The organism is Xanthomonas sp. WHRI 10204, assembly GCF_040202875.1.
GTDB lineage: Bacteria > Pseudomonadota > Gammaproteobacteria > Xanthomonadales > Xanthomonadaceae > Xanthomonas.
This window is the reverse complement of record NZ_JBEGDW010000001.1, coordinates 297,330-315,248: the sequence shown is the minus strand read 5'-3', so window position 1 is coordinate 315,248 and position 17,919 is coordinate 297,330. Positions and strand designations below refer to the sequence as shown.

Genomic DNA, 17,919 nt, shown 5'->3' with positions numbered 1-17,919 from the left:
TTTCAGGATATCCATGACCACGCTCGTTCCAGTCAATGCTCTCGACCGTCACATCGGCCCAATTGCACGGCAACTTGAAGAGGCCGCGGTCAAAGCAATTGGCAGCGGCTACTACGTGCTTGGGCCGAATGTGAAAGCGTTCGAAAAGGAATTCGCGGATTGGTGTGGCGCTGGCGACTGCGTGAGCGTTGCGAACGGTACCGAGGCGCTTGAGCTGGGTCTGCGTAGCCTGGGAGTCAGCGATGGCAAACGCGTGGCAGTGGTTGCCAACGCGGCCATGTACGGCACCACCGCCGTACTTGCGTGTGGTGCCGAGCCAGTCTTCATCGATATCGACCCGATCACATGCACCATGGCACCTGAGGCGCTCGAGGCCGAACTCGCGACGGGAAAGATCGACGTTGTTATCGTCACTCACCTATACGGCAGGCTAGCGCAAATGGATGCCTTCACTGCGCTGGCGGACAAGCATGGCTTTGCCATCTTTGAAGACTGCGCACAGGCGCACGGAGCTATGGACGCGCAGGGTCGCAAGGCTGGCACGTTTGGCAAGGCGGCCAGCTTCAGCTTTTACCCAACTAAGAACTTGGGTGCATTAGGTGATGGCGGAGCCGTCACCACCAACGACCCAGCCATCGCAGATACGCTCCGCAAGTTGCGCCAGTACGGTTGGACAGCGAAGTATCGCAACGAACTGCGGGGCGGCCGTAACAGCCGCTTAGACGAAATTCAGGCTGCCTTTTTGCGCGTCATGTTGCCGCTACTCGATAACTGGAATGCTCGCCGCCGAGACATTGCTAATCGCTACTCTACCGAAATCAAACATTTCAATATTTTGGTGCCGCCGACCAGTGGCAATGACTTCGTTGCCCACCTTTATGTGGTGCATACCAGCGATCGCGCTGGGCTTCAAAAACATCTTGCCGATGCTGGCGTTAATAGCGAAGTGCACTATCCGACGCCCGATTATCGTCAGCCGTTGTTTGCCGGCCAATTCGATGACCTTTTACTGAAGGCCACGGACCATTCGTGCGCGTGCGTGGTCACCTTGCCCTGCTTCCCAGAACTCACCGACGCCGAAGTGTCTCAAGTGATCGAGGCCTGCAACTCGTGGTGAAGCCGCTTTATTCAGTGGTGATACCCGTTTACAAGAACGAGGGATCAATACCGTCGCTGCTTGTAGCGCTGGATGCCCTGGCTGTCAGCTTGGATGGGCCATTTGAAGTCGTGTTTGTCATCGACGGCAGTCCGGATGCCAGCTTCACCCGGCTGGAAGAGGGCCTTCATTCCGTTGCATTCCAGTCTCAGCTACTCCTGCTATCACGCAACTTCGGCGCTTTCGCGGCCATCCGCTGCGGCCTCGCTGAGGCCAAGGGCGAGTATATTGGAGTCATGGCCGCTGATCTGCAGGAGCCGCCATCGCTTATGCGCGAGTTCTTTACAGCGCTGTCAACTAAGCCACTCGATGTCGTTTTTGGAAAACGTGTCAGTCGCGTCGACCCAGGCCCGAGCAAACTCGCCTCCAATATTTTCTGGGGCATCTATCGACGCCTTGTCCAGCCGGATGTGCCCAGCGGCGGCGTCGACGTGTTCGCGTTGACGGCAGCGTTTCGCGACCGCCTCGTTGCGCTAGGAGAAGCGAACAGCAGCCTACTTGGTCTGTTATTTTGGCTCGGCGGACGCCGTGAGTTCATCGGTTATGCCCGCCTGGAACGCGAGCATGGCAGTAGCGCTTGGACACTGAAGAAAAAAATAACGTACCTCATGGACAGCATATTCGCCTTCTCGGACCTGCCAGTACGCATCCTCATGGGCGCTGGGATGCTCGGATTAGGTGTCGCGGCGCTTCTTGGATTAGCAGTGCTTATTGCGCGCTTTGCAGGCAGCTATGAAGTGCCGGGCTACTCCATGTCCATGCTTGCGATACTCTTTTTCGGTGCGCTCAATACGTTGGGCATCGGCATTGTAGGCAATTACGCTTGGCGGGCGTACGAGAACACCAAGCAGCGGCCTCTCAACATTGTTTCCCTGCAACTCGATTTCCCCGGAAAACAAAAATGAATTTCTATGTGCACGAAAGAGGACTTTGCGAGTCGACGACTGTCGGTGATGGCACCCGCATCTGGGCGTTCGCCCACGTGCTACCCGGGGCCAGCATAGGATCCGGTTGCAATATCTGCGACGGAGTATTCATCGAGAATGACGTCGTCGTTGGCGACAACGTTACGGTGAAGTGCGGCGTCCAGTTGTGGGATGGACTCACCCTCGAAGACAACGTGTTCGTGGGTCCCAACGCCACGTTCACCAACGATCTCCGCCCACGAAGCAAGGTGTATCCCGAAGCGTTTTTGCGGACGGTGGTCGAGATGGGCGCATCGATAGGAGCCAACGCCACCATCCTTCCCGGCGTGCGCATTGGACGCAACGCGATGGTCGGCGCGGGTGCTGTTGTTACGCGCTCAGTCCCTCCCAATGCCATTGCAGTCGGCAACCCGGCCAAGATTGTGGGCTATGCCAACACCGGCACCATCGCCAATGAGAAGCTGCACGCGCAAGGAGCAATGCCCGGCGTCCAGTCATCGTCTGTGCGGGGAGTACAACTTCACACCTTTAACGCGATCGCCGACATGCGTGGCAGTCTCTCAGTCGGTGAGTTCGAAAGGGAAATTCCATTTACGCCAAAGCGCTACTTCCTTGTCTATAACGTGCCTACCGAGGAAACACGTGGCGAACACGCGCACTTGGCTTGTCACCAATTTTTGATCGCAGTCAAAGGCTCCGTGCAAGTAGTGGCGGATGACGGCGACCATCGCGAACAGTTTTTGCTCGACAAGCCCAACTTAGGTCTTTACCTACCACCCATGACGTGGGGCATACAGTACAAATACTCCGAAGATGCCGTACTGCTTGTATTTGCCTCCCATTTTTATGATTCTGCCGATTACATCCGGGAATACAGCGTATTCACTGAACTGGTGCGTGCACGGCATCGATGAGCATGCGCGCGCTGCAGTGGACGAGAAAATTAATCGCAAAATCCAGCCTCGTTCGCTTCCTTATCTCGGGCGGCCTTAATACAGCTGTTACTTATGCTACATATCTTGCATTGCTTCAGATAACCACCTACAAAGCCGCCTACACTCTTTCTTATATCTCTGGCATCATTATTGCATTTCTAATCAACCGTCTGTTTGTCTTTAGGACACACCGTGGTTGGCGATCACTATTAATGTTTCCATTCGTCTATCTGGCGCAATACCTGACAAGCCTTTTCTTAGTGACGGCGTGGGTAGAGCACTTTGGTTTTAAACCTGCTTTTGCGCCCCTAGCGGCTATCACGGTTACTATCCCTCTGACATTTGTATTGTCACGCGCGGTCTTCGGATGGCGTAATTCGGCGAAGTAGATTAAGCACAATGCGCCGCCCTCGCTAAGCACAGCACTACCAGGAACAACAAGATAAAAAAAATTTATATCTAACGAGTTGCCAAAATATGCGCAAAGCGCTGCGTCTCTCGATGAGAATCAAGCGAAAGGGCGGTAAGGAAGCACGATCAAACGTGGACGATTTCACAAAACTTGACATCAGATAATTGCAGGCAAAGCCTGTATGTAGATTGTCCGCACATGTCACCACATCCCGAAGCGTTACCGACGGCCCTGACTTCAAAATTTAAAAAGCAGGCATCCAACTGCAGCAACGTTACTCCTGAATTTAAGAAGAAAAAAAATACTGCGCAGAGAACAGGATTTTCTAGCAGCAGCATGGGATTGATGTCCGAGTCCGCAGTCCTGATCAGTAAGAAGCCCCACACTGACGGACAGACCGCGCATACATATAAAATGCATCCCTCGACAGGTCAACCGAACGACCTGTCGAGGCCTCATTACCCTGCCCATAGTTAAAGCTAACTTTTAAAAACAATTAGTTAATCACCAGAAAATTTACACTTCTAAATTTTGCCTATCCGCCCGAACTTTCTTGTTTCGCCGGCGCCGTAGCCAAGCAATTACTGGCCAAAGCGCCGCGACTATGAATCCAGCCGCCGCAAGGCCCATGCCTTGTTTGATACTGCGGTCTTTGAACCTCAAGACAACATGCCACTCGCCGGCAGGCACAGTCCAACGCCTGAGAGACGCCTTACCCTCGGTAGTGTCTTTCCACTCAGAGCAACCAGAACTCGAACAGTATCTATATTCCCAACCCTTCCACCATATTTCATTTTCAGTAAAGCTGGCTGCGCGTGGCGTCTTGATAAAATAATCAAGCCGATCGGACTTATATCCTGAAAACTCCACGTTTATACCAGTTAAATCACTTCCAACTAACGCTACTCCTTGGCGATGAGGAGGAACATCATTGCCTCCGTTGTCGATCCATAGCTGTTGAGGCTCCGACACGAACGCGAGCAACGCGCCGCCCGAGGGCCCTTGAAGGGCCTCGACAAAACGCTTATGAGGCATTGACATACGAATATTATTATAACCAAAAACGCAATAGCTTCGACCATACCAGCACTGGTTATAAAGCTCACTCGTCCTATGATCGATGGCAGCCTGCGGGGTATCAAAGTCACCAATCAGCATTCTGGCTGGTCGCCGCATCGGAGAAGCTGGCTGAACCTGCTTCCAATCCTCAACTGTTTTTCCATACACTTCAATTTCACGGGATTCGCTCCATGGCATACGCCAAGACGCTGCTTGTGTTGAGTTGTAGTGCAGTCCCTGCAAAGCCGCACATATCAACACAGCAGCTAGCAGTCCGAAACTCGATGCAATCCTTATACGAGGAAATCGTGGAAAACCCTCATCTTTATTGGCAAGCCAGGATGCGGCTAACAATATGACCGCTGCAACCGCAAGCAATGGCAGAGCTTCCCACTTGGTGTACCCCATGCGCTGGGCCATCACTGCAGCAAACATCAAAACGCTGAACGCGGCTGACACCCTTATATGTAGTGCCAGCCGGCTCCATGTCGTGTTAAACCAAGCCTGCCATCCCGCACATGCCATCAAAATCAGGCCTATCTGGAGTATCGGTCGCCAGTCGGAGATCAGCCAGCGACTGGCGGTCATTCCCGGAAGAATTCGTAGTAATACATCCCAAGTTGGCGCCAGCATTCCCATGAATAGCGCCAACAACACGAGTGCAACACCGGTTCTCGCCGACCACTCGCGGACTCTTAAAAACGTTATGCCTAGCAGGAGGCTAAGAGGTAGCCAAAGACTACGCATCGTAATGTCACTAGGCAAGAAAGCACGATCGTAAGCGAACAGCAAAGTTTCCAGGAAAGGAATCTCTATTGGATGAGGCTCCCAACGCTCAAAGCCGACCGCCCCCAAATTGATCAGTACTGGATACCACTTCACCATGGAAATGGTTAAGCCAATCGTCACCAAGCAAGCGACACTCAGTACATAGCGCCAACGAGACCCAAGCGGCAACAGCGGCAAACAAAATAAACACCACACCGCACACGCATAAGCTGCGGCGACTAAGTTTCCTGGATAACCGGCGATTAGGAGTTGCGAAAGAACTATTGCCCCTATCGGCACGCCCCAGTACCGGGAGAGCGTGGTGGGATGTAGAAAATAAAGTAACCAAGGCACAAGCGCGGCTGCCCGGACTATATCTACATGCTGCTGATTTGAATAAAACGTTGCACTTGCGTGATAAGCCAAAGCACCGAGAAGAGAAACTCCGAAACCCAAGCCAATCTTACGGCACAACGCATAGATTCCGAGCGCTGCGATCGCAACATGAACACACTGAACTGAAACAGCGACCCTGACGGTATAAGGAATACCAAGTGCATCTAGGATAGCGAGCGGCAAATACCACGCGCCAGACTGCAAGGCCATTGAAGAAGGGAAGCCCAGATCGCTCCACGGCAGCCAAGCCGGCGGGTGGAAAATACTCCCTTGATCGAACCAACCGAAGGACTGTGCATGATAGCCGCCCAAAAAATCCCAGGGAAATGCGTAACCCCCTAAGTAATGACCTTTGAATGTCATTATATTCAATATAACCACAACTAAAATCGCTATGGAAGCCTGAATCTTTTCATTGGACATCAGTCCGGCAATTGAGCGAAAAACAGCCACGTGATCCCCTGATTTTTAGCGCCGGCCGGCCATGCGAAGCAATTGCGTCCAGCGCCAAGAAGACGACGACAGTATCTGATTAATCTGATATTCGAGATCACGCTCGCTCATCATCCACACTTTGGGCTCCGAGTAACGATGCAACCTGCGGATACGACGCATCGCGGCTCGCAATGGCGCAGTGATCCGCCATGACCTGGAATGTGTCAGTTGATGGTAGCGCTCGCGAAGTGCCTCTAACCGATCCCTATCGTCGAGCGGCGGATCCGCAAGCACTGTACTGTCTGGATCGAAGCTTACAAAACCCTGCAGCCGCTCCAGATCGAGAAACATGCGTCTAAGACGCGTAGCTGATCCTGGGGGCAGGAGTAGCGGAGCGTCATCAAGTTTGCGCAAAGTTGATAAATAATTACTTTTCCATTCGAACGCATCATGATGATTTGCAGAGCTATCACCATCCTTCCATAGCCGGTACATCGCCGTGATATTACTCGCGCACGCTACACCACAGAGCGGAGCTACTCGGATGATCAGGTCCCAGTCCTCTGCAGTACTCAACCGCTCATCAAACCTATAGCCCATATCAGAGAAAAGCACGCGCGGGAATGCGATGGAATGCAGAGGAGTGCGATTTTCGACTATATGTGCCAGCAACTCGAATCTAGGCGGATACAATGCTCGCATGCCACTAATCGCGCGCGAGGCCGCTGTGCCATCCGAACGGCGGACCCTATCCCAATCTTGTGCGATCGCAGTGGCACGCAAGAGCTGACCCGCATGACCCTTTTCCAGGGTCGCGAACGTCTCTACCCAATCGCCAAACACCAAATCGTCATCGTCAAATGCGGCCACGTAACGGCCGCGCGCAGCCAAAAACCCCTGATTCAAGGGAGCGGAACGCCCACCCTCTTCAACGCGAATTAATCGCGTACGTTTACGCAGCGTATCCTGCAATTCTTCGATTACGGCTTCCACAGCGATCTGGCGATCAATATCGAGTTTGTGTCCTGCGATAACGATCTCGAAATCCTGAGAAGTTTGAGCAGACAGACACAGCAAGGACTCACGCAAAGTCGATATGCGCTTGCCTACCGTACGGATGACGACACTCAGAAAGGGACGGTTTAACTCATCTTTGCCAGTGGCGTATGGCAACACCCGAGGTCTAGTAGGTTCCGGCCCCGGAAGAAAAGCTCGCACGAACTGGTTGACGTTACCATAATCATCTGCCTGCCGCCTCAAACCGGCAAGCAACATGGACAACGGTGCGTGCGTAGATAGGGTGGGAAGCTGCGCCGGGAAATGCTGATCGCTACGAACCATCAACACATCTTTCCGATGAACCTCATGCCACCCAGAGCACTCTAATAACGCTCCAAAGCGCGCGTTGGTGAAGTACTGCATGTGCGTATGATCTAGCAGGCCTGCCTCGGTATAGTCAAAATGACCAGCGACCAATTTTGCAGCTATGTCAGCGTGGGCTACATTGGGCACCGAAACAAGTAGAGGAGTATTTTTTTCTCTGGCAATTTTTCCAAGCAACTCGACGGCAGACAGCGGATCCGCAAGATGTTCCAGCGTATCGATTATGCAGATCGCTGCTATGCGCTTCCCTTGCGGAACTACTGACCTTATCAAGGCCTCGGCTTGCTCCCCCTCCAACAGATTCAGGAAATGAGAGTCGAAGCCTCGAGCCCGAAGCGACTCCAACCCTGGCTCATTAATATCAAAGCCCACGTAGGTCAAACCGTGACGTGAGCTAACCACTTCTGCCAAGCGACCGAAGCCACAACCAAAATCCAGAAAAAGGTCGCCGGGCTCAGGATCGAACCGTGCCAGCAGCTTGGCGATATGGCCGTAGACGTTATCGTCTGAAAATCCGTTATCGTAAATATCCATCACATTACAAACCGGTGGGACGCGTAGGCGCCGTTGGTAAATACCGCAACCTTATGACTTGAATCAAGTTGGGCAGGAAGTTCTGCGGCAGACTGCCGGCGCCGGTACTCGCGCACAGCTTTCAGCCAGACCTCATCCCCACTTGTTTCAAAGTGAGTTGCAATTTGCTCTGCAAGGTCTTCTCTACTGAATTTGTAAGCAAGAAGCATAGCTGCCTCCGCAGAGTAGTATTTTTCTGCCCAGCCTACCGCCCATGCTCCACGTTCGCCGAGGCGTTTATCGTGAAAAGCAGAGGCCGCCGGACAGTAAACGACTCGGTGACCAGAAAGTCTGACACGCCAGGAAAAATCGACGTCATCGCAGTAGAGAAAAAAGGTGCTGTGATCAAATCCCTCTAGCATGCTAACGATTCGTCGAGGTATGAGAGTGCATGCAGTAGCGGCCCAGCCCGTGTCGCCGGATGCGGCGTCGTATTGCTTGGGATGCTCGATGGGTAGTTGCTTTGCTTCTGCCATTCCCACTTTTGCATCCAAAAATGGCCGCGCGAGCTCCACTATCGCATTGGGAGCCATCATGATGTCAGGGTTCATGATCAAGACAAATTCGGAACCGCCGATTTCAAGAAGCCGGTTATGCCCGTGAGCAGAGCCGAGATTCGCATCGAAAAAGTGATACTCCACATCCGCGAGTGCTGATCCGTCAAATTTATTAATTAGTACTGTTTCCCGCAAGCTTTCTTGGGGTGAACAGTCGCCATAAGCGAGCACGACTTGGTCAAAAACGCCAGTGGCTAAAGCAAGACGAGCCGCACGCTCAAGGTGCGAGATCGCTTGCGCAACCCGATTCGGCTCATTGCCATATAGGACGGAGTGAACTCTCAGGCGCCCCAGTTTAGGGAGGTCTTGCTTACCCATATTAATTTCCTCCAGCCATGCGGGCATCGATCCAGTCACAGAGCTGCCGTACGCCCTGCTCCATGCTGACTTCGGGTTTCCAGTTGAGTGCGAAACTCGGACCAACCTCACAACCGGCATGACGAACATCTCCATTCCGGTACTTCCCACAGACATGAGGAGCAGGCGCGCCATAGTGGCGCGCTATTACGTTAGCAATGTCAGCGATCGTCGTGGGCTGCCCGTAGCCAATGTCATGAATACGCTGAGCAGCTATCTCTTCGCGTGCGGCCGCTATCACTGCGTCCGCAACATCGCTGATGTAAATAAAGTCTCGACGCATGAGACCGTCCTCATACAGCGGGATACTTTTTCCTGCTTTGGCAAGACGCGAGAACAAGGAGACGATTCCTGTATACGGATTGTCGAGTGATTGCCCGGCGCCGTATACATTTTGCAAACGCAAGATTGCCGCCTCTGTGCCAAAGCTCAGCGCCCAAGCCTTTACGATATGCTCTTGTGCTAGTTTGGTTGCGCCATAGACGCTGGTGGGATTGGGCGGCGTAGAATCAGCACGAAAAGGAAGCGCGACCGCATCCTCGAAATCCCATTGTCCGCGATCCAACATCTCTTTGGGTCGTTGGCCAGGATGCTGCAGCTGTCCATTTGATCTTTGCCAGACGCCTTCGCCGTATACCGCTCGGCTGCTGGTGAGGACAATGCGTGTCGGCACGTGTCCAGCTGCAGCAAACGCGTCGAGCATCCGAGCGGTTCCGGTCACATTTACATGTGTATGCCGTGACGCTTCGTGTAGCGATTGACCAGTGCCCGTCTCGGCTGCGAGGTGAATGACTAATGATGGGCGCCATATCGCCATAAAGCTATCCCAAGTCGCTGTTTCACACACATCCGCCACTAGCAACTCGACATCTGGATGTAGATCCGCAGGGCGCGTCTGACCGGGATGCACCTGGGGATGAAGATTATCGATCGCGACCACCGGGCGGGCGTCTTTCTCTCTAAGATGGTGAGAAATTGCGCTACCGATAAATCCAGCGCCGCCGGTGACCAGAATGCAGTCTGTATGCATGAGCGTCCTACTTGGTTAATAATGAATTTGGCCCACGGGGCTTGATCTTTAAAGCGTATTTCTCAACAAAGTGCCAGGAAATAAACGCAAGCAACAGCACAATCGGAAATGATAAAAGCGCATTCGCCCACACGCCCATTTGAGGCCCAAATATCGAGAAAAGAGCTTGTTGAATTGGGAATCCGTAAAGATATATTCCATACGAGGGGTCGCCATACCTACCCGCACCGGAAAGGCCCGGAGTTTTGCAGAGGCAAAACGCTAGCGTCGCATAAGGCAATATGAGCATCAGGAAAAACTGCATGACCCAATATCCACTCGGCTGTAACAGGCCGACTACAAAAATAAAAAAAATTGCCCAGTCCAATCTGATCCAACGCTGAGACCTGGACATGGCAAACGTTGAGCCTATGAGAAAAAATGGCGCCACATTTGCGAAAGATCTTGATCCGCTTCCCCATACAACCAATTGACTCTCTGCAGGGAAAAAAATTAGACTTAAAAATAATAACACAGCCAAAACCAGCATTAATGTGACGAATGCAATTCTTGACCTAATTAACCTTGTAATTACTGCAATTAATGGCAAAAAAAGATACATCGCAAACTCTACTGGCAAGCTCCACAGAGAACCGTTGACCGCGACTGGATATGGATTTGCAGCAAAGACGCCTGGTAACGCGTATACCGGATAGAGCAGGAAATTTTTTCCAAGGTACATCCAAGTATCTATAGATCTAAAATAATCGCTTGCTGGCAGAGCCGTAAACAAAGGGCCCAAAACAAAAGTAGTGAGAGCCAACAAGAGCATAAGCCCTGGAAAAACCCTCAGTGCGCGACGTGCTATGAAACGTAAAAAATTAGGATCGTACAGCCAGCTCTTTGCAACAAGATAACCGCTAATAACAAAGAAGATCTTGACTGCCACGCTCTGCACCGACTCGCCGAGGAGAAGCACGTCAGGCGAGGCAGACAAAGGATGAGCATGGCCGAAGATGACCGCAGATGCTGCAAGTATGCGAAGCGCATCGAAGTTATTGGCGCGAGTCATCGGCCCTTTTCCGTAAATCGCGACAGCCGAATGCTCTGCATGGGAATGCCGACAAGCCCGGCTGAAACGCTTGAAGCGCGACTATGCAGGATCATGGCGTCGTGTATCCACTGATGCATCACGTGCTCCTGTTGAGCTCCGTCACTGACGGCTACGCTCACCGCATAGTCCCCAGCAGGAAGAATTGGCATCCGGAATACGAACTCAGCCACAAAACTCTCCCCCGGCCCACCTGCGACCGCGCGATTCAAATAGGTCAGATGGGTATTGTCGCCAAAGAGTGGCTGCCCCTTTGAGTCCTTAACCACAAACCCGATTAAGAGGCGATTGATCGCTACCTCAAGCACAACCTCCAGCGTCAGCTTAACCAGCTCGCCTCCAACAACCCAGGACAGTGCACGCCCTTCAATGTCTTGAAGTACCCCTTGGCGAAACCGCGCTCCTCGAACCCCAAAGTCGTGGGACGTAGCGAAGGGATGCACTTCAATGTCATTACGCAGATTTGTCTGATTAATCCAAGGCAAGCGAGCGTCATGTACGTCGAGGTTGGAAACCCTTTCCGCTACATTCTCGTTGACTTCAACATCAGGACTGCTATGTGGCGATTCTGCATTATACAGATCCGCCAGATAGGCGGCAGCAACTTGCTTCGGGCTGCCATCCATGTAGACCCCCCCATTGCGTAACCAGATTACGCGATCGCATAAAGCCGTCACTGAGCCCATATCATGGCTCACAAATATCAACGTCCCGCCTCCCTCGCGAAATCCGTGCAGAAACCTCATGCACTTTTGCACAAAATAAGCGTCACCCACTGCAAGTGCTTCATCAACAATAAGGATATCTGCATCAACGTGGGCTACGACTGAAAAACCCAAACGAGTGAACATTCCACTTGAATAGGTCTTCACGGGGCGGTCTATGTACTCGCCAATATCAGCGAACGCGATGATAGCGTCTCGCCGCTCTCCTATCTGGTCTTCTGTCAATCCATAGATCTGTGCGCACAGATCTATGTTCTCCCGCCCTGTGAGTTCAGGATTGAAACCTGCTCCTAGTTCAAGAAGTGCTGCGACCTTACCCTTCACATGTAAGGTGCCAGAAGTCGGACTAAGCGTCTGACAGAGCATACTCAGCAAGGTCGACTTACCAGCACCGTTCCTGCCAACCAGACCGAGTGTTTGGCCAGCTTGGACATCAAAATTTATGCCTGTGAGGGCGACATGCTCTTTGTAGAAACGACGCTTACTCCCAAAGAGCATCTGCCAGAGGCGATGCGACGGCTTATCGTACATCAGAAAGCTTTTACTAGCTTCTCGAACCGAGATGACCCCATCAGAGCACATCGGCGAACCCCCTCCGGGTCTTACAGAAGAATGCATAGCCCAAGAGCATTACGAGTATGCTCACAGCAGTATAAAGAGCAAGCATCCAAAAGTCAGGCTGACGCCCTGTTATTATAACATCACGTACAGAAACAACGATGATGCTAATAGGATTTAAATAAATAAATGCCACGTACTTGGCTGGAACCATCTCAATAGGCACAAAGATGGGGCTAAGAAACATCATCAACGTTAACGCCAAGGGCACTATTTGTTGAATATCACGCAAGAATACTGATAGCGCTGAGAGAAACCATGCAAGGCCAAGCATAATAGGAAATAACGGCAAGATTACTAAAAATAACAATGGCCATGTAGGAGGCAAGCTGCCCGCTATGAGAATTTGCCCAATAAGCAATATTGTAACATTTACTAACAAGTGGAAAGTTGCGGTTCCCAGCGTCATCCAAGGCAAGACCGTTAACGGGAACACTACCTTCTTCACATACGTTCTGTGCTCAAATATAAGGCCGGAGGAGCGCCCAATCACTTCAGCGAAAAATAAATGAATAATCAACCCGGAAAATAGAATAATCGGATACATTTTCTGTGGCGCCATACCGAATTTCGCCTGCAGCACAAAACCCAGTACGAACCAATACGCAAGCAAAAGCATCAAAGGCGTTGCCAGTGACCATAAGACGCCGAAGGTTGAGCCCTGATATCGTCCACGGACATCACGTCGTGTCAGCCTACTCACTAGCGAGAAATTCAGAATCAGATCCCGAATTGGGCCTTTGCCGTCTATCACGTCGTCAACTCCGGTTTGCCAGCGCCCGCTCTAAATCCCCACGCAAATCCCCCACATCCTCAACCCCCACGCTCAGCCGCACCAGCGCATCGCTGATACCGAGTTGTTCGCGGCGGGCTACTGGGATGGAGGCGTGCGTCATGACGGCAGGGTGATTGACCAGGCTTTCCACGCCGCCCAGCGATTCGGCCAGGGTGAACAGTTCGGTCTTTTCGCAGAAGCGCTTGGCTGCGTCGAAGCCGCCTTTGAGCACGATGGAGACGATGCCGCCAAAGCCGGACATCTGGCGCTTGGCCAGTGCGTGCTGCGGGTGCGAGGCCAGGCCGGGGTAGATCACCTTTTCAATGGCGGGATGGGTTTCCAGCCACTGCGCCAGCGCCAGTGCGTTGTCGCAGTGCGCACGCATGCGCAGCGGCAGGGTCTTCAATCCGCGTAGGGCGAGGAAGCTGTCGAACGGGCCTTGTACGCCGCCGATGGAGTTCTGCAGGAAGGCCAGTTGTTCGGCAAGTTCTGCGTTGTCGCCAACCACCGCGATGCCGCCGACCATGTCTGAGTGACCGTTGAGGTACTTGGTGGCCGAATGCACGACGATGTCGGCGCCCAACTCAAGCGGGCGTTGCAGCATCGGCGAGGCGAAGGTGTTGTCGACCACGATCAATAGACCATGCTTGCGGGCGATGGCAGCAATCGCTGCGATGTCGACCAGCTTGAGCATCGGGTTGGTCGGGGTTTCGATCCACACCATCTTGGTATCGGGGCGGATCGCGGCTTCGAAGGCGGCCGGGTCGGTCAGGTCGACGAAGCTGAAATCCAGGCCGGCGGTGCGGCGGCGCACGCGCTCGAACAGGCGGAAGGTGCCGCCATACAGGTCGTCCATCGCCACCACGTGGCTGCCGGCATCCAGCAATTCCATCACGGTGGAGGTGGCGGCCATGCCCGAGGCAAACGCGAACGCGCGCGTGCCGCCTTCCAGCGCGGCAACGCAGCGCTCGTACGCAAACCGCGTCGGGTTATGGGTGCGCGAGTACTCGAAACCCTGATGCTCGCCGGGGCTGGACTGCGCGTAGGTGGACGTCGCATAGATCGGCGGCATCACTGCGCCGGTGCTGGGATCTGGCGACTGCCCTCCATGGATCGCCAGCGTTGCAAGCGCCAATGTGCGCTCGCCATCGTGGCTCTTGGTAGTGCGGTTGGACATGGAGGTTCCCGGAAAAAGTGGGCGATTGTATCAAGCAGGTCTGAACGGCCAATGCCGCGCGTCTCACCGACACGCGCGGCCTTGCGCGATCACTGCACGCGGCGACGCAGGTAGTTGAGCAGGTCGATGCGGGTGATCAGGCCCAGGAATTGCGTGCCGTCCATGACGATGGCGACCTGGCCGCGGTCGAACACCGGCAGCAGCGCTTCGATCGGGGAAGCGACATCCAGGCGATCGAGTTTGCTGACCATGGCAGTGGAGATCGGATCGCGAAAGCGCGCTTCATCGCCATACACATGCAGCAGCACATCGCTTTCGTCGACGATGCCGACCAGTTGGCCATCATCGATCACCGGCAGCTGCGACACGTCGTAGAGCTTCATGCGCTGGTAGGCGGTGGTCAGCAGATCCTTCGGACCCACGACGACGGTGTCGCGCTTGTTGTACGGGCGCAGGATCAGGTCGCGCAGGTCGCCATGTTGCGGGCGCTCCAGGAAACCGTTGTCGAGCATCCAGTAGTCGTTGTACATCTTCGACAGATACTTGTTGCCGGTATCGCACACGAACACCAGCACACGCTTGGGCGTGGTCTGCTCGCGGCAATACTTCAGCGCTGCGGCCAGCAAGGTGCCGGTGGACGAGCCGCCGAGGATGCCTTCTTTGGCCAGCAGCTCGCGTGCGGTGTGGAAGCTTTCGGCATCGCTGATCGAATAGGCCTTCTTGACCCGCGAAAAATCCGAGATATCCGGCAGAAAATCTTCGCCGATGCCTTCGACCAGCCAGCTGCCGGACTTCTCGCTGACCGTGCCTTCTTCGATGTACTGGGTCAGGATCGAGCCCACCGGGTCGGCCAGCACCAGTTCGGTGTGCGGCGAGGCGGTGGCGAAGGCGCGCGACAGGCCGGTCATGGTGCCGGAGCTGCCGCAGCCGAACACGATCGCGTCAAGCTGGCCGTCCATCTGCGCCAGGATTTCCGGGCCGGTGCCGAATTCATGCGCAGCCGGGTTGTCCGGGTTGCCGAACTGATTGATGAAGTACGCGCCGGGGGTTTCGGCGGCGATCTTGGCAGCCAGGTCCTGGTAGTACTCCGGGTGGCCCTTGGCCACGTCCGAACGGGTCAGCACCACGTTGGCGCCCATGGCCTTGAGATTGAAGATCTTCTCGCGACTCATCTTGTCCGGCACCACCAGGATCAGCTGGTAGCCCTTCTGCTGCGCCACCAGCGCCAGACCCAGGCCGGTATTGCCGGCCGTGCCTTCCACCAGCGTGGCGCCGGGGGTGAGGTCGCCGCGCTGCTCGGCCGCTTCGATCATCGACAGGCCGATGCGATCCTTGATCGACCCGCCGGGATTGTTCGCCTCCAGCTTGAGGAACAGCTCGCAGACGCCGGTGTCCAGGCGCTGGGCCTTGACGATCGGCGTGTTGCCAATCAGTTCGAGTACGGAGGAATGAATCGCCATCGGGATATCGTCGCTGCGCCGCGCGGGCTAGGCCGATCATTATCCGACGAACGGCCGGGGAATGCTCATTCAGGCGGGAAACGATCGTGCCCGCCCATGAACGAGCGTGCTCAACCGCTCACAAAGAGCAGTACGTCGCACAACAGGCCTCTGCCAAAACGAAAGACGCGGACGGTGACAGCCGACGAGGAGGCTGCCACCGCCCGCGACGGTGAACTTGTTCTAACGGTGGGGAAGGATCAGTGCGTGAGCTGGTCGTACATCCGGGTGAGTTTTTCTTTGGCCTGCAATTTTTCGCGTTTCATCTGACCCAAGGTCACGTCGTCGATGGGGAGTACCCCAAGTTCGGCATCCATGCATTTCTTGTTCAAGAGCTTGTGGCGTTGGTACAGCTGCTTGAACTCGGGATCGGACTTGATCAATGCGTCGATTTCGGTCTGCGGTTGCCCTTCGAACATGGCGTTACCTCCTTCACTTAAAACAAGAACGCCCCGGCCGCGGACGGCACAGGGCGCTGCTTGGGAATGGAAGACCCACGAGTCACGTTGGCAAAGGTCACAACGGCAGACGCACTGACGAAACCACCATCTGTTCCAACCGCTTGCGTCGCTGCGTGCCCTTGCGTCACTGGCCCGGCCCTCCGTACTTTCCGGGCGGCGGAGTTGCTGCCCGGAGGTACGACCCTACGCCGGTCGCGGAGGGGGTTCAAGGCCGGAACGGCTGCTTTTGCCGTTCCTTGGCGCAATCAGTGACCGCGGTTCAACCGGGCGTCATGCCCGGGTTAAAAGACCTTAACTTCCAACCACTTGCACTACGGCGCTACAACGACCTCGGCCGCACGCGTTTTGCTGGCGGCACCCTTGCCACCACTGACCTGCAGCCGCGATGCCGCGACACCGCCAGCGACCAACGCGTCGCGAAGTGCCTCGGCATGCTTCTTGGCTGTGCCCGCATCGCTGTCGAAACCGACGATGCTGACCCGCCCCTTCTTGCCGATGTTCAGATATTCGGCCAACGCCTTGGCCTGCCCGGCCGCATCGCCGGACAAGGCCGCCTTGCCACCGAACGCGCCGCTGCCCAGCGAGAACACTTCGCCGCGGCTGTCCACCTTGGACGACGGCAGCTTGGCGCCGGCCACCAACTCGGCTTCTTCATGGGCGAGCTGGATGGCCTTCTGCTGGGCGGCATTGAGCTTGGCGGTCTGCTTGCCGGCCACGCTGGTCAGCGCCAGCTCGGCATCCTGGCGGGCCAGGGTTTCCTGTTCGGCGGCCTGACGCATGCGCTCGGCCTCCTCGGCCTGGATCTGCGCCTGCACACGCAAGCGCTCAGCCTCCTGCCGGGCACGCGAGGCGTCACGGCGGCTGGCTTCGATCAGCAGATCGTTGCGGGTGCCTTCCAGGCGGTCCAGCTCGCGCCGGGCCAGCGCGGTGCGGGCGGTGAGCTCGGCAATCTCGACCCGGCGGTCGGCCAAAAACACCAGCGCATCGCGGTCGCGGCGCTTGGCCTCGGCCAGTGCCGCCACGCTTTGCTGGGCCTGCAGCCGCTCGTAGCGGGCCAGATCGCTGGTCTGCGGGTCGTTTTGCAACGCTGCCAGGCGCCGATTGAGCGCGTCGGCCTGCGGGTCGTCCTTGGCGGCCATGGCCAGCGGAGACAGCGTGGCCAGGCTCAGCGCACCGATGTAAAGCAAGGGACGCAGTTTCATCGGCCGTTCTCCCCGGTGTTGAGGGTGTTCTGCAGCTGCGCCACTTCCTTGCGACGTTGCTCCAGCTGGGCGCTGACCACGGCCTCTTCGCTGCGCGCCTTGGCCAGATCGGCATCGGCGGCGGCGCGCAGGGCGATCTGAGGCACCTCCTTGCGCTGGCGCTTGTCCAGTTGCGCCTGCTGGGCCTGCATCAATTCCTGGCGGGCCAGATTGACCAGATCCGGGGCGTATTGGTCGGCATCGGCCTGGGTGGCGCGTTGTACGGCCTGTTCGGCGGCAGTGAGCTCCGGTGCCACCTGGGCGGTGGCCGGAGAGGAAAGAACCATGAAACAGGCGATGCCATACAGGGATCGCCGCAAGTATGCGAAGCTAGCCGTCATTAGGG

The 17,919-nt window shown here is 55.2% G+C and carries 16 protein-coding genes; 4 read left to right on the top strand and 12 right to left on the bottom strand.

Translation table 11 applies throughout. The features are described from left to right. Window positions 1-13: 13 nt before the first annotated feature. The 4 genes from ABQZ00_RS01480 to ABQZ00_RS01465 are packed head-to-tail and all read left to right on the top strand — an operon-like array spanning window position 14 to window position 3,406. Window positions 14-1,117 (top strand): DegT/DnrJ/EryC1/StrS family aminotransferase, encoded by a 1,104-nt coding sequence (locus tag ABQZ00_RS01480; RefSeq protein WP_323537783.1) that lies wholly within the window; start codon window positions 14-16, stop codon window positions 1,115-1,117. Further along, window positions 1,114-2,061 (top strand): glycosyltransferase family 2 protein, encoded by a 948-nt coding sequence (locus ABQZ00_RS01475; RefSeq protein ID WP_323537784.1) that lies wholly within the window; start codon window positions 1,114-1,116, stop codon window positions 2,059-2,061. The genes ABQZ00_RS01480 and ABQZ00_RS01475 overlap by 4 nt, the downstream gene beginning before the upstream one ends. Further along, complete coding sequence (locus ABQZ00_RS01470; RefSeq protein ID WP_323537785.1) at window positions 2,058-2,996, top strand: WxcM-like domain-containing protein; 939 nt, start codon at window positions 2,058-2,060, stop codon at window positions 2,994-2,996. The genes ABQZ00_RS01475 and ABQZ00_RS01470 overlap by 4 nt, the downstream gene beginning before the upstream one ends. Before the next feature lie 2 nt (window positions 2,997-2,998). Further along, a complete protein-coding gene (locus ABQZ00_RS01465; protein WP_323537786.1) occupies window positions 2,999-3,406 on the top strand; it encodes a GtrA family protein in 408 nt (135 codons plus the stop codon). Window positions 3,407-3,945: 539 nt separating this feature from the next. Here ABQZ00_RS01465 and ABQZ00_RS01460 read toward each other — a convergent pair. The 12 genes from ABQZ00_RS01460 to ABQZ00_RS01405 all read right to left on the bottom strand — a co-directional run bounded on the left by ABQZ00_RS01460 (window position 3,946) and on the right by ABQZ00_RS01405 (window position 17,914). Next, window positions 3,946-6,105: a putative glycosyltransferase family protein gene (locus tag ABQZ00_RS01460; protein WP_323537787.1), complete on the bottom strand. Its 2,160-nt coding sequence runs from the start codon at window positions 6,103-6,105 to the stop codon at window positions 3,946-3,948. Between the two features lie 15 nt (window positions 6,106-6,120). After that, window positions 6,121-8,004, bottom strand: coding sequence for a methyltransferase domain-containing protein (locus tag ABQZ00_RS01455; RefSeq protein ID WP_323537788.1), 1,884 nt, complete (start codon window positions 8,002-8,004; stop codon window positions 6,121-6,123). Further along, entirely contained in the window at window positions 8,004-8,918 is a 915-nt protein-coding gene (locus tag ABQZ00_RS01450) for a glycosyltransferase family 2 protein (RefSeq protein WP_115559173.1), read from the bottom strand. The genes ABQZ00_RS01455 and ABQZ00_RS01450 overlap by 1 nt, the downstream gene beginning before the upstream one ends. Before the next feature lies 1 nt (window position 8,919). Further along, window positions 8,920-9,987, bottom strand: a complete 1,068-nt coding sequence (locus ABQZ00_RS01445; RefSeq protein ID WP_323537789.1) for an NAD-dependent epimerase/dehydratase family protein — start codon at window positions 9,985-9,987, stop codon at window positions 8,920-8,922. A gap of 7 nt (window positions 9,988-9,994) precedes the next feature. Further along, window positions 9,995-11,038 (bottom strand): acyltransferase family protein, encoded by a 1,044-nt coding sequence (locus ABQZ00_RS01440; protein ID WP_323537790.1) that lies wholly within the window; start codon window positions 11,036-11,038, stop codon window positions 9,995-9,997. Next, window positions 11,035-12,333 (bottom strand): ABC transporter ATP-binding protein, encoded by a 1,299-nt coding sequence (locus tag ABQZ00_RS01435; protein ID WP_323537791.1) that lies wholly within the window; start codon window positions 12,331-12,333, stop codon window positions 11,035-11,037. The genes ABQZ00_RS01440 and ABQZ00_RS01435 overlap by 4 nt, the downstream gene beginning before the upstream one ends. A gap of 40 nt (window positions 12,334-12,373) precedes the next feature. Next, on the bottom strand, window positions 12,374-13,174 hold the full coding sequence (locus ABQZ00_RS01430; protein ID WP_323537792.1) for an ABC transporter permease: 801 nt from the start codon (window positions 13,172-13,174) through the stop codon (window positions 12,374-12,376). A gap of 4 nt (window positions 13,175-13,178) precedes the next feature. Next, window positions 13,179-14,372, bottom strand: a complete 1,194-nt coding sequence (locus ABQZ00_RS01425; protein ID WP_323537793.1) for a cystathionine gamma-synthase — start codon at window positions 14,370-14,372, stop codon at window positions 13,179-13,181. 89 nt (window positions 14,373-14,461) lie between these two features. Continuing rightward, complete coding sequence (locus ABQZ00_RS01420; protein WP_115528940.1) at window positions 14,462-15,832, bottom strand: pyridoxal-phosphate dependent enzyme; 1,371 nt, start codon at window positions 15,830-15,832, stop codon at window positions 14,462-14,464. Window positions 15,833-16,071: 239 nt separating this feature from the next. Further along, entirely contained in the window at window positions 16,072-16,290 is a 219-nt protein-coding gene (locus tag ABQZ00_RS01415) for an HP1242/YdcH family protein (protein ID WP_005991804.1), read from the bottom strand. Window positions 16,291-16,643: 353 nt separating this feature from the next. Beyond that, complete coding sequence (locus ABQZ00_RS01410; RefSeq protein ID WP_323537794.1) at window positions 16,644-17,534, bottom strand: coiled-coil domain-containing protein; 891 nt, start codon at window positions 17,532-17,534, stop codon at window positions 16,644-16,646. Beyond that, window positions 17,531-17,914: a DUF4398 domain-containing protein gene (locus ABQZ00_RS01405; RefSeq protein WP_323537795.1), complete on the bottom strand. Its 384-nt coding sequence runs from the start codon at window positions 17,912-17,914 to the stop codon at window positions 17,531-17,533. The genes ABQZ00_RS01410 and ABQZ00_RS01405 overlap by 4 nt, the downstream gene beginning before the upstream one ends. Window positions 17,915-17,919 lie beyond the last annotated feature (5 nt).

Coding starts and splice junctions, on each gene's coding strand:
- ABQZ00_RS01435 (WP_323537791.1), bottom strand. CDS start 12,333: ATGTACGATAAGCCGTCGCATCGCCTCTGGCAGATGCTCTTTGGGAGT.
- ABQZ00_RS01445 (WP_323537789.1), bottom strand. CDS start 9,987: ATGCATACAGACTGCATTCTGGTCACCGGCGGCGCTGGATTTATCGGT.
- ABQZ00_RS01450 (WP_115559173.1), bottom strand. CDS start 8,918: ATGGGTAAGCAAGACCTCCCTAAACTGGGGCGCCTGAGAGTTCACTCC.
- ABQZ00_RS01415 (WP_005991804.1), bottom strand. CDS start 16,290: ATGTTCGAAGGGCAACCGCAGACCGAAATCGACGCATTGATCAAGTCC.
- ABQZ00_RS01405 (WP_323537795.1), bottom strand. CDS start 17,914: ATGACGGCTAGCTTCGCATACTTGCGGCGATCCCTGTATGGCATCGCC.
- ABQZ00_RS01480 (WP_323537783.1), top strand. CDS start 14: ATGACCACGCTCGTTCCAGTCAATGCTCTCGACCGTCACATCGGCCCA.
- ABQZ00_RS01420 (WP_115528940.1), bottom strand. CDS start 15,832: ATGGCGATTCATTCCTCCGTACTCGAACTGATTGGCAACACGCCGATC.
- ABQZ00_RS01410 (WP_323537794.1), bottom strand. CDS start 17,534: ATGAAACTGCGTCCCTTGCTTTACATCGGTGCGCTGAGCCTGGCCACG.
- ABQZ00_RS01470 (WP_323537785.1), top strand. CDS start 2,058: ATGAATTTCTATGTGCACGAAAGAGGACTTTGCGAGTCGACGACTGTC.
- ABQZ00_RS01440 (WP_323537790.1), bottom strand. CDS start 11,038: ATGACTCGCGCCAATAACTTCGATGCGCTTCGCATACTTGCAGCATCT.
- ABQZ00_RS01425 (WP_323537793.1), bottom strand. CDS start 14,372: ATGTCCAACCGCACTACCAAGAGCCACGATGGCGAGCGCACATTGGCG.
- ABQZ00_RS01455 (WP_323537788.1), bottom strand. CDS start 8,004: ATGGATATTTACGATAACGGATTTTCAGACGATAACGTCTACGGCCAT.
- ABQZ00_RS01465 (WP_323537786.1), top strand. CDS start 2,999: ATGCGCGCGCTGCAGTGGACGAGAAAATTAATCGCAAAATCCAGCCTC.